We start from the raw sequence: 12,330 nt of genomic DNA, 5'->3' as shown, positions 1-12,330 counted from the left end.
CTGGATGTTTACAAAAGCCGCCCCTGCCAGTGCTGCCAGCAATGGGTCCGGCACATGGAAGACTCCGGCTTTGAGACCAAAATCCACCACCCGGCAGATTTGAATCGCGTTAAAGACGAGCATGGCATTGCCACCGAATACCAATCCTGCCACACGGCGGTGACGAGTGACGGCTATGTCTTCGAAGGTCATATTCCCGCGCGCTTCATGCAGCAGTTTCTGGAAAACCCACCGCAGGGTGCCATCGGCCTGAGCGTGCCTGGCATGCCAGCGGGCAGCCCCGGGATGGAAATGGGCGACAGGTTTATGCCTTATCAGGTGTGGCTGCTTAAAAAGGACGGTTCTGCTGAAGTGTTTGCTTCAGTGAACAGTCGCGATCAGCAATAGGACGTATCACCATGAACATTCAAAGGCGTTTTTTATTATTGTTCCTGTTGGTAGGGGTTCCTGCTTTTGCCGAGGAAAAAGTTGCCCAAGAACAGTTTGCCCAAACACAGCTGGATCAAGACCAGGCTGGTACGTTGACTTTGGAAGCGGCGATTGCACAGGCGATTGGTTCCGACCCCTGGCTGAAGGGCAGTCGTTACCGGGAAGATGCACTGGCCAGTGAATCCATTTCCGCTTCAACCCTGCCTGATCCTAAGGTCAGTCTGATGGCGGCTAACTTCCCGACCGACAGTTTCGATATCAACCAGGAACCGATGACGCAGCTGACTGTGGGCGTTAGTCAGATGTTTCCACGCGGCGATAGTCTGAAACTAACCAGCCGCCAAAAGCAGGAGTTGGCGGCCCAGGAGCCCTTGCTCAGACGGGATCGCCAGGACAAGGTGACCGCGACGGTGACTCAGTTATGGCTGGAAGCCTACCGGGCACAGGAAAGTATCCGTTTAATTGAGCAGGATCGCGCGCTGTTTGAACATCTGGTGGATGCAACCAAAGCCAGTTATTCCTCCGCATTGGGGCGCGCTCGCCAGCAGGATATTATCCGGGCACAACTGGAGCTCACCCGGCTGGATGATCGTCTGACTGCGTTGCGACAACAACTTGAATCTGCCCAGCAGCGACTGTCCGAGTGGATTGGCGGTCAAGCCAGTCTGCCATTGGCGCAGACCTTATCCAGCAAATTGGGTGATGAGCCAACCTTAGCCATGGGTCAGACGCACAATGATCGCTGGCTCTATGAACAGATCAATCGGCATCCCCTGTTATTGGCCTTTGACCAGCGTATCGAGGCTATGCAGACCGGGGTTGAATTGGCCCAGCAAAAGTATAAGCCCGAGTGGGGGCTCACCGCCCAGTACGGCTATCGGGACGATGACCCCATGGGCCGGGATCGCGCCGATCTGTTCTCGGTCGGTGTCACATTTGATCTGCCGCTTTTCACGGGTAATCGACAGGATAAGGACGTTAGTGCTGCCACCTCCCGAGCCGAGGCGCTGCGAACGGACAAGCTACTGATGGCGCGAAAACTGATGGCGCAACTGGACACAATGCTCGTGCAAATCCAGCGTCTGAATCAGCGCCGCACACTCTACGACCAGCAGCTACTGCCGCAAATGGCAGAGCAGGCCGAAGCTGCCCTGACTGCCTATAACAACGACGATGGTGACTTTGCCGAAGCCGTGCGTGCCCGTATCGCCGAGCTAAACGCCAAGATCGATTTCCTGACCATCAGGGTCGACCGGCTAAAAACCATTGCCGAACTGAACTATCTGTTACCGCCAAACCGCTCAGGGCTGTTACCGCAAAGCCGCGCAAAGCAGTCTCCTGCAGCAAACGGCAACCGCACGGAAGGAATGACTCCATGAAGATGCAATTGAATAAATCATTTTTCATTACCGTTGCTTTGCTGATTGCGACGGCAACCCTCGCCCACTATTCAGCCTTGTGGCGTATGCAAGACGCGGGAGAGGGCGGTAAGGCGACAGCCAAAAAGGAACCGCTCTACTGGGTCGCGCCGATGGACCCCAATTACAAGCGTGATAAACCGGGTAAATCCCCCATGGGGATGGACCTGATTCCGGTGTATGAAGAAGCCGGCGGTGATGAGGAGATTGGCACAGTCACAATATCACCGGATGTGGTCAATAACCTTGGCGTACGCACGGCACTCGTTACCCGAGGCCAGATGGACGTTTCCGTCAATACCGTGGGTTATGTGCAATACGATGAAGATCGCTTGATACATATTCACCCGCGGGTGGAGGGTTGGATCGAAAAACTCTACGTCAAAGCATCTGGCGATCCGGTGGAGCAGGGGGCACCTCTCTATGCGCTTTACTCACCGACCCTGGTTAATGCGCAGGAGGAATTACTCTTGGCACTAAAGCGCAATAACGCCACGCTGATTGACGCCGCTAAGGAGCGCCTGGCATCTCTTCAGGTGCCAGAATCAGAAATCAACCGACTGAAGAAATCCGGCAAGGTGAGCCAGACCATCACCATCACAGCCCCGCAATCGGGTGTACTGGATAACCTCATGGCGCGCGAAGGCATGTTTGTAAAACCCGGCATGGAAATCATGGCGATCGGTCAGCTGGATCATATCTGGGTGATTGGTGAAGTCTTTGAGCGACAGGCTTCCCTGGTGCAAGTCGGCGATCAGGTCCAGATGCATTTGGGTTATTTACCGGGGCGTGAGTGGCAGGGCCAGGTCGACTATGTCTACCCGAGCCTTAACACCACGACTCGCACCGCTCAGGTAAGAGTGCATTTTCACAATCCCGATGGTTATCTGAAACCGGGTATGTTTGCGCAGATGCGCATTGAGGCGGCACCGATGGACGACACTCTGTTGATTCCCCGTGAGGCGCTGATTCGTACCGGCAGTCAATCCCGTGTTGTGCTGGCCAAGGACGAAGGCCGTTTTAAATCCGTTGCTGTGCGGGTTGGGCATATCACTGATGATCAGGCGGAAATCATGTCGGGGCTTGATGAGGGCGACCGCATTGTGACCTCAGCACAATTTCTGATTGATTCCGAGTCCAGCAAAACCTCGGACTTTCGGCGCATGGACCATGGTTCGGATGATAAGGCTGAGACTACGGTGCCCACATCGGTCTGGGTCGGCGCACGTATTAAAAGCCTGATGACCGAGCACCGGATGTTGACGCTGGCGCATGACGCCATCGATGACTGGCAATGGCCGGCCATGACCATGAATTTTACCGCCTCTAAAAATGTAGACCTTCAAGGTTTACAGCCTGACATGACTCTTCACGTAGAAATTACAAGAGAGGGCGACAACAACTATGTGATCAGCCAGATCCATCGACCTGATGCTGCTACCGAAGACATGCCGATTTCCGACGGTGATCAGCCGATGAGTCACAACGGTATGGAAATGGATCACGGCCAACATCAATCCATGACTCATGATGGCATGGAGATGGGTAACGATTCGATGGAGACAGACCACGATTCGATGAATATGGATCACAGTCAGATGGATATGGACCACAGTCAGCACAACGGGGAGGGTAAGCCATGATCGAAGGCATTATCCGCTGGTCTGTCCAGAATCGGTTTTTTGTATTGTTGGCCACTCTGATACTGGTGGGGATTGGCGGCTGGTCACTGAAAAACACGCCGGTGGACGCGATACCCGATCTCTCGGACGTGCAGGTGATCATCAAAACCAGCTACCCCGGACAGGCGCCACAGGTGGTGGAAGATCAGGTTACCTATCCACTGACTACCGCCATGCTCTCGGTACCAGGTGCGGTCACCGTGCGCGGCTATTCCTTCTTCGGTGACTCCTATGTTTACGTTATTTTTGACGAGGATACCGATGCCTATTGGGCCCGCTCGCGGGTGTTGGAATACCTGTCACAAGTGGCACCCACCTTGCCGCCCAACGCCCGACCGCAACTGGGGCCGGACGCCACCGGTGTCGGCTGGGTTTACCTGTACGCATTGGTGGATCGTACTGGTAAACACGATATCAGCCAGTTGCGCAGCCTGCAGGACTGGTTCCTGAAATACGAGCTGCAAACCGTGCCCGGCGTGTCGGAAGTCTCTGCCCTGGGCGGCATGGTGAAGCAGTATCAGGTCAAGGTACACCCGGATAAATTGCGGGCCTTTAATATTCCGCTGTCCCATATCCAGATGGCCATCCAGCGCGGTAATCAGGAGGTGGGCGCATCCGTCGTGGAAATGGCCGAGGCGGAATACATGGTACGTGCCTCCGGATATATCCAGGGGCGCGAGGATCTGGCCAATATTCCTTTAGGTATCAACGTCAAGGGCACACCACTGCTGCTGAAAGATGTGGCGGATATCGATGTAGGTCCGCAGATGCGCCGGGGTATTGCCGAGCTGAATGGCGAAGGTGAAGCCGTCGGTGGCATCGTGGTGATGCGCTTTGGCGAAAACGCCCAGAAAACCATTGACGGTGTGAAAGCCAAACTGGAAACCCTTAAGGCGGGTCTTCCCGAAGGTGTGGAAATCGTGACGGTTTACGACCGTTCCGGACTGATTGAACGCGCCGTTGAAAACCTGTGGCATAAGTTGCTGGAGGAGTTCATCGTCGTTGCCCTGGTGTGTGTGGTATTTCTGTTCCATATCCGCTCCAGCCTGGTGGCCATCGTCAGTCTGCCCGTCGGTATTCTCACCGCCTTTATCGTTATGCACCTGCAAGGGCTGAACGCCAATATCATGTCCTTGGGCGGTATCGCTATTGCCATCGGGGCAATGATTGATGGCGCTATCGTGATGATCGAGAACATGCACAAGCACATGGAGCGCACACCCCTGACCAACGAAAATCGCTGGCAAGTGGTTGCGGAATCGGCGGCTGAAGTGGGGCCCGCGCTGTTTTTTAGCCTGCTGATCATCACCGTGAGCTTTGTGCCGGTGTTTACCCTGGAAGCGCAAGAGGGACGGATGTTTTCACCTCTGGCCTTCACCAAGACTTACGCCATGGCGGCTAGTGCCGCACTGGCGGTGACACTGGTGCCGGTGCTGATGGGTTATTTTATTCGTGGCAAGGTCTTGCCTGAGCACAAAAACCCGCTGAATCGGGCCTTGATTGCCGTCTACATGCCTGCGCTGAAAGTGGTGCTTAACCACCCCAAAACCACTTTGGCCTTGGCTTTGGTGGTGACGGTCATCGGCTTCTGGCCGGTGAGCAAAATTGGCAGCGAATTTATCCCGCCGCTCGATGAGGGTGATCTGATGTATATGCCCACCACCTATCCCGGGCTGTCCATTGGTAAAGCCCGGGAGATTCTGCAGCAGACGGACAAGCTGATTGCCACCGTACCGGAAGTGAAAAGCGTGTTCGGCAAAATCGGTCGTGCAGAAACCGCCACCGACCCGGCGCCGCTGACCATGATCGAAACGTTTATCCAGCTCAAACCGAGGGATGAATGGCGCGAGGGGATGACCACCGACTCGCTCAAAAAAGAGCTGGACGCGCTGGTGAAATTTCCCGGCCTGACTAACGCCTGGGTGATGCCGATCAAAACCCGTATCGATATGTTGGCCACCGGCATTAAAACCCCGGTGGGCATCAAAGTGGCCGGGCCCGACCTCAAACAAATCGAAAAAATCGGGCGGCGCCTGGAGCAGGTGTTAAAGGATGTTCCAGGTACGGCTTCGGTTTATTCCGAACGAGTGGCCGGTGGGCGCTATATCAAGGTGGATATCCAACGGGAAAAAGCCGCGCGCTACGGGCTGAATATTGCCGATGTGCAACAGGTGGTGGCCACCGCCATCGGCGGCATGAACGTCACCCAAACCATTGAAGGCCTGGAACGCTACCCGGTGAATCTGCGTTACCCGCAGGATCTGCGTAATTCCCCGGAGCAACTGGCACTGTTGCCTATCGTGACAACTAGCGGCCAACGCATTGCCCTGGCGGACGTGGCGAACGTCTATGTGGAAGATGGCCCGCCTGCCATCAAGAGTGAAAACGCTCGCCTCAACGGTTGGACCTTTGTCGATATCGACGGGGTGGATCTTGGCAGTTACGTCCAGAACGCCATGGCCGTGGTGGCCGATCAGGTCGAGCTTCCAACGGGCTATTCACTGAACTGGTCAGGGCAGTATGAATACATGCTGCGAGCCAAGGAAAAGCTCATCTACGTGGTGCCGCTGACGCTAGCCATCATTATCGTGCTGCTGTATTTCAACTTCCGCAGCTTTGCTGAAGTCGCGATTATCATGGGCACGCTGCCCCTGGCGATGGTGGGTTCAATCTGGTTGATGTACCTGCTCGGTTACAACTTCTCAGTCGCCGTAGGCGTGGGCTTTATTGCGTTGGCGGGTGTCGCGGTGGAAATTGGCGTCATCATGCTGGTATATCTCAACCAGGCTTATCGCCATATGCTGGAGGAGTGTGAGCAGGAGGGCGTGGAACCCCGCCTGGAAACCCTGCGCCACGCCGTATTACACGGTGCCGGCTTACGGGTGCGTCCGGTGATGATGACGGCTGCCGCGATTATCGTGGGGCTGTTGCCGATAATGTACGGAACAGGGACCGGTTCGGAGGTCATGAGTCGTATTGCCGCGCCCATGGTGGGTGGGATGCTAAGTGCGGTAATTCTGACTTTACTCGTGCTACCAGCCGTTTACCTTCTTTGGAGAAAGCACTGAGAAAGGGATCTGGCCAAATGTCATTCGAGTTGATCTGGATCAAATAATCTACCCCAACATTACAGGTGTGTAATGTTGGGGTCATCCAGGTGTCAGTCTCCCCTCATTAACACAGCCAATAGATGGCATGAATCCGCACGCTAAAACTGCTTGACCTGTGTCCATGACACAGGTGTATAACCTTTTCCAGCGCACGGTTATAAAGCTAGGTGTAGAACCTCGGTTTATAACCGGTGATTGACTCAGATCAAGGTCCTGATCCCGGCGGAAGCTTAGGATGGCATGACTGGATCAAGAGGAGGGTGGCATGAAAGTCATCGAGGTTGCCAGGCTATTGGGCATTACGGCAGACACGGTACGGTTTTATACCCACATCAATATTCTGAATCCCACCAAAAGCAAGGCCAATGGATATCGGGAATACAGCGACAACGATGTTAAGCGTTTGCGGTTTGTGTTAAGCGCCCGACAGTTGGGATTTTCGGTCGAGGATATTCAGGAAATTCTTTCCCATGCTGACAAGAAAAAATCTCCTTGTCCGACGGTGAGACGCTTGATTGATCAGAGATTACATGAAACTGAGCAGCAGTTTAAAGAAACGATACGGCTGCGGGATCGTATGCAACGCGCCGTATTGGAGTGGAGCCAAAAACCGGACAAGGCTCCGACAGGTCATATGCTTTGCCATTTAATTGAAGAATTCACCGTGGAGGAATGAGTATGAATACACACCAAACGTCGAACGCCAATCAACGTAAAAGTGGCTGTTGCTGTGCGGGCAAGTCATCCATTTCGTCTGCGGCACCTGATACCAACAGTGTTAGCAGATCATCGCAACCCCTGCACCAATTACAAGTGCAGGGAGCCACCTGTGGTGGTTGCGTTAAAAGTATAGAACATACTCTGAAATCCGTTTCCGGGGTCAGTGAGGCCTCTATGGATCTGGCAACCGGTGTCGCTTCAGTTGTTGGTGCAGTCGATGCAGATCATCTCGTTGAAGTATTGCAAGGCGTTGGCTTTCCAGCGGCGGTCATCCGATAACAGTTCTTAAGAAATAACCGGGAGTAGGGTATGAGTACAACTAAAACGGAATCTGGCGGTGTCTCTTGCCATGAAGATGGTACGACAACTCCGCCTCATGATCATCATGCACATAAGGCTAATCACCACAGTTCAGGAAATAACTCTGGTCCTCAGGAACTGATTATTGAAGGTGCGGGTTGTGCCAGTTGCGTTGGAAAAATTGAGTCGGCGCTAAAGGCGGTGTCCGGTGTAGAAAATGCCGAGATGAATTTCGCTCAGCGCACTGTGAGTGTGACGGGCAATGCCGATGCTGCTGATCTGGTAAAGGCGGTGGAAAAAGCCGGTTACAACGCGAAGCTTGCGGCTGCGGAGAGCGAAGATGATGCGCTCGCAGAAAAAGAAAAGGCGGATCAGGCTTATTACAAACGCCTGATGAAGGAAACCTGGATAGCCCTTTCCCTGGGTGGGCCGCTAATGGCCTATGCGCTGATTACCGGGGAGGTTAATGTTAATACCACAACCGAGCGGATCGCTTGGCTGATCGTTGGCATACTCACCTTTGGCGTTTTGTACTTCTCAGGAAAACATTTTTTTGTCGGCGCCTGGAAGTCCTTCCTGAATCATTCTGCCAATATGGACACTTTGATTGCGCTGGGTACGGGTACCGCATGGCTGTATTCCATGGTGGTCGTATTTTTCCCCGAGTCGGTTCCAGAACAAGCTCGCCATGTTTACTTTGAGGCCACGGCGATCATTATCGGGCTGATCGATCTGGGCCTGGCCCTAGAGCTCAAAGCCCGCGGGCGCACATCGGAAGCTATTAAACGGCTGATCGGCCTGCAGGCTAAGACAGCCAGAGTCATACGCGACGAAAAGGAACTGGATATCGCCATCGAACAGGTGCTCATGGACGATGTGGTGCGTGTACGTCCGGGAGAAAAAATTCCTGTGGATGGTGAAGTCATAGAAGGCCATACCGCCATTGACGAGTCCATGTTAACGGGTGAACCCATGCCCGTTGAAAAAGCCGTGGGCGACACGGTTGCAGCGGGCACCATCAATAAAACCGGCTCCATTCTGTTTAAGGCCACTCGTGTCGGCAAAGACACGGCCCTGGCGCAAATTATCAACATGGTCAAACGCGCACAGAATTCCAAGCCGCCTATTGGTCGTTTGGCCGATGTGATTTCCGCGTATTTTGTACCCGTCGTAATGATTATCGCCGTCACCAGTGCGTTGGTCTGGCTCAACTTTGGCCCGAACCCAGCCGTGGCGTTTGCCATCGTATCTGCCACCACGGTACTGATTATCGCCTGTCCCTGTGCGTTGGGTCTGGCAACCCCCATGTCGGTGATGGTGGGTGTGGGCAAAGCGGCAGAAGCGGGTGTCCTTATTCGCAACGGCGAAGCCTTGCAAACCGCATCGAAAATATCAGCGATGATTCTGGATAAAACCGGCACCATTACCCTGGGGGCGCCGAAGGTCACCGATATTTTGGTCGCTGGCGAGCAGGACGAGAACACTATCCTGAAGCTGGCAGCCACGCTCGAATCGGGTTCTGAACATCCGCTGGCGCTGGCGATTGTCGAGTCAGCCCAGGAGAAGGGTATCGAAACCGGGAAGGTCTCCAATTTCAATGCCATCGCCGGTCACGGTGTGCAGGCTGAGGTGGATGGCAAAACGTTGCTGTTCGGCAATGAAAAACTGATGCGAGAGCGCAATATCGAACTCGGCGATTTTGTTGAAAAAGCGCAGGGCCTGGCTGCCGAGGCTAAGACGCCGATGTATTTCGCCGTGGATAACAAGCTCTCCGCCATTATCGCGGTGGCTGATCCCATCAAAGAAGACTCTATTGCCGCCATTAAACGACTGCAGCACAACGGCATTCGCGTTGTCATGCTGACCGGCGACAACCGCGCCACGGCAAAAGCCGTCGCCGAAAAGGCGGGCATTAAAGAGTTCTTTGCCGAGGTGTTACCGGAGGACAAATCCAAAAAGGTTCAGGAACTGCAGATGGAAGGTGAAGTGGTCGGCATGACAGGCGATGGCATCAACGACGCGCCAGCGTTGGCAATTGCCAATGTGGGTTTCGCCATCGGTACGGGCACCGACGTGGCCATAGAGAGTGCCGATATCACCTTGATGCGCGGATCGCTGCATGGGCTTGCCGATGCCATTGCGGTGAGCAAGGCCACATTACGTAACATCAAACAGAACCTGTTCGGTGCGTTTATTTACAACGTGGCGGGTGTTCCGGTTGCCGCAGGTATTCTTTACCCCTTGCTTGGGGTACTTATGAACCCTGTGATTGCGGGTGCCGCAATGGCATTTTCGTCGCTCACGGTCGTCACCAATGCCAACCGACTGCGCTTGTTCAAAGCGCAGGAGCACTAATGGCTATTTCGTCAGAAACTTGTTTAGGAGAGTGGACATGTTAATCATTAATAGTATTGGCGTTGTTGTGATCGCGCTCATTATATGGTGGTTTTGGTTGTACAAGCCCAAAGAGGCAGAGCTGGGTGAAAATGATCTGGTGATTACCGTGGAAAATGGCACCTATTCACCCTCCCGAATTAAAGTGCCTGCGGGTGAGCCGGTTGAGCTGAAGTTCATACGTAAAGATGAATCACCCTGCTCAGAAACGTTACTGATTCCCGAACTGCAAATCAGTGACACCTTGCCCCTCAATAAACTGAAGTCCATACAACTACCTGCACTGAAATCTGGTGAATACGCCTTTCATTGTCAGATGCAGATGTATCGCGGTCAGCTCACGGTGAATTAGAGAATGTTCAACAAAGAAAGTAAGGATTGATATCAGTATGAATATTCAAAAAGTGACCGCCATTTTTGACGAATTTCGTTTGAAGGACGTAGAAGAAGCACTGATTAGGCATGGGGTTAAAGGCTTCACCCTGCATCCGGTTCGCGGTCGTGGAGAATACTTCGACAGCTTCAACGAGAATCATTTGATTAAGCACATTCAAATGGAGATTTACGCCAGGTCAGAGCATGCAAATAACATCGCGCAACTGATTGTAGAAACGGCGCACGTCAATGCCGATAGCGAAGGGCTGGTTTGTATTATTCCGGTGAATGACTTGCTTTGGATTCATGATAAACGCAGTGCGATAGACAGCGATTTTCAATTTCATCCGTGAGGTGTGATATGGCAACGCAAAAAACATCATTCTGGTTAACACCCAAAGGACTGGCGGCATTGGGCCTAATTGGTGCTGCCACGTATTTTCTGCTGATCGAACACCGCCAGCATGTCTGGCAGTTTTTACCTTTTCTGATTTTGCTGGCATGTCCTTTTATGCATCTTTTCATGCATGGAGGTCATGGTGGCCACGGGGGGCATGGTGGGAGCCATCAGCGCCAGGGAGAAGGCCATCAGCATGAGGGTGAGTCAGATCAAGATGCTTACCAGCGTGGATTAGAAGATGGGCGCCGGGATAGCGAACATCGGCACCACCATTGACCCGGTAGAAAACAGGAGAACGACAAATGCACGGTGATTCAGCTTATGGTCTCTGGACACTGGTGATACTGAATTCGGCAATATTTATTTTCTTTGCCTTCAGTTTTGCCAAGCCACAAACAAAAACCGACTGGCGCAGTTTTGGGGCTTTCTCTGCGTTCATTATTGCGCTCTTTACCGAGATGTATGGATTTCCGCTGACGATATATTTTCTGTCTGGATGGCTGGCGGAAAAGTACCCAGGAGTGGACTTCCTCTCCCATGAAAATGGCCATTTACTGCACACCATGCTCGGGTTTGAAGGTGATCCGCACTTTGATCCGCTGCATATTGCCAGCAATGTACTAATCATGCTCGGCTTCTTTCTGCTCGCGTCGGCGTGGAACGTGCTCCACAAAGCGCAACAAACTCACTCCCTGGCGACCACTGGTTGGTATGCCCGCTGCCGTCACCCGCAATACATTGCTTTTATCATGATTATGTTTGGCTTTCTGTTGCAGTGGCCGACCCTGCCGACATTGGTCATGTTCCCGATATTGGTCGTTGTCTATGTACGACTGGCCAAGCGTGAAGAGCGTATGGCGATTGAGGAATTTGGCGACGTGTATCTTCGCTATATGGAGTCGACCCCAGGGTGGGTACCTAAATTTTCTACCGATAAAGCCGCTTCAAACTATTGAGGATATACCAATGAAACGTAATTCTATCAGAACTATGATTTCCGCCGTCGTTATTGCTACGGCAATAGCTTCACCAGTATTTGCAGAAAATGCGCATGATCACGGTGATAAAAACCAAGGCGCTAACAATGGCATGATGATGGGGATGATGAATCATGATCAGATGATGGCGATGCATGATCATATGAAAAAAATGCATGCCCTGATGTCAGAAATCAAAACCGAAACCGACCCAGAAAAACGTCAACAATTAATGAATGAGCATATGCAAACTATGCAAGAAGGTATGCAGATGATGAATATGGGGAACGGCATGAAAGGCGGTAAGAAAATGGACAAAATGGATATCACAAAACGTATGGATATGATGGAAAAACACATGGGGATGATGCAAAAAATGATGGGGCAAATGATGGACCATGAATCAGAGACGAAAAAATCACCGGTGCATAAACACAAAAAATAAGTTGTTGGATTATTTAAGAAAGGTACAGGGCCGATGAGCGAACATCGATCAGGCATTAACCCGGGATTTGTCACCAGACA

General features: G+C 52.7%; 12 protein-coding genes. All 12 read left to right on the top strand.

Features of this window, described 5'->3' with window-relative positions; all coding sequences use genetic code 11:
- A partial coding sequence (locus B2067_RS10915) for a DUF411 domain-containing protein (protein WP_301388464.1) occupies positions 1-387 on the top strand: 387 nt, incomplete at its 5' end.
- Between the two features lie 11 nt (positions 388-398).
- Positions 399-1,808, top strand: coding sequence for a TolC family protein (locus B2067_RS10910; RefSeq protein ID WP_301388462.1), 1,410 nt, complete (start codon positions 399-401; stop codon positions 1,806-1,808).
- Complete coding sequence (locus B2067_RS10905; RefSeq protein ID WP_301376554.1) at positions 1,805-3,490, top strand: efflux RND transporter periplasmic adaptor subunit; 1,686 nt, start codon at positions 1,805-1,807, stop codon at positions 3,488-3,490. Before B2067_RS10910 ends, B2067_RS10905 begins: the two co-directional genes overlap by 4 nt.
- The gene (locus tag B2067_RS10900; protein ID WP_301376553.1) at positions 3,487-6,597 is read left to right on the top strand and encodes an efflux RND transporter permease subunit; all 3,111 of its coding nucleotides are present in this window, start codon (positions 3,487-3,489) and stop codon (positions 6,595-6,597) included. Before B2067_RS10905 ends, B2067_RS10900 begins: the two co-directional genes overlap by 4 nt.
- Positions 6,598-6,904: 307 nt before the next feature.
- Positions 6,905-7,315, top strand: coding sequence for a MerR family transcriptional regulator (locus B2067_RS10895; protein WP_068437614.1), 411 nt, complete (start codon positions 6,905-6,907; stop codon positions 7,313-7,315).
- A 2-nt stretch (positions 7,316-7,317) separates the two neighbouring features.
- Positions 7,318-7,638 (top strand): heavy-metal-associated domain-containing protein, encoded by a 321-nt coding sequence (locus B2067_RS10890; protein ID WP_068437611.1) that lies wholly within the window; start codon positions 7,318-7,320, stop codon positions 7,636-7,638.
- Positions 7,639-7,668: 30 nt separating this feature from the next.
- A complete protein-coding gene (locus B2067_RS10885) occupies positions 7,669-10,014 on the top strand; it encodes a heavy metal translocating P-type ATPase (RefSeq protein ID WP_286839846.1) in 2,346 nt (781 codons plus the stop codon).
- Between the two features lie 37 nt (positions 10,015-10,051).
- The gene (locus B2067_RS10880; protein ID WP_301388459.1) at positions 10,052-10,405 is read left to right on the top strand and encodes a cupredoxin domain-containing protein; all 354 of its coding nucleotides are present in this window, start codon (positions 10,052-10,054) and stop codon (positions 10,403-10,405) included.
- Between the two features lie 37 nt (positions 10,406-10,442).
- Complete coding sequence (locus B2067_RS10875; RefSeq protein WP_068437605.1) at positions 10,443-10,781, top strand: P-II family nitrogen regulator; 339 nt, start codon at positions 10,443-10,445, stop codon at positions 10,779-10,781.
- A gap of 8 nt (positions 10,782-10,789) precedes the next feature.
- Positions 10,790-11,104 (top strand): DUF2933 domain-containing protein, encoded by a 315-nt coding sequence (locus B2067_RS10870; protein WP_068437602.1) that lies wholly within the window; start codon positions 10,790-10,792, stop codon positions 11,102-11,104.
- A 26-nt stretch (positions 11,105-11,130) separates the two neighbouring features.
- On the top strand, positions 11,131-11,784 hold the full coding sequence (locus tag B2067_RS10865; RefSeq protein WP_301388457.1) for a methyltransferase family protein: 654 nt from the start codon (positions 11,131-11,133) through the stop codon (positions 11,782-11,784).
- A gap of 10 nt (positions 11,785-11,794) precedes the next feature.
- Entirely contained in the window at positions 11,795-12,250 is a 456-nt protein-coding gene (locus tag B2067_RS10860) for a hypothetical protein (RefSeq protein ID WP_301376552.1), read from the top strand.
- Positions 12,251-12,330: the final 80 nt, after the last annotated feature.

This window comes from Thalassolituus sp. UBA2590 (genome assembly GCF_002339775.1).
In the GTDB taxonomy this organism is placed as follows: domain Bacteria; phylum Pseudomonadota; class Gammaproteobacteria; order Pseudomonadales; family Oceanobacteraceae; genus Thalassolituus.
The sequence above is the reverse complement of the archived record's forward strand: the minus strand, read 5'-3'. Positions and strand labels throughout refer to the sequence as shown.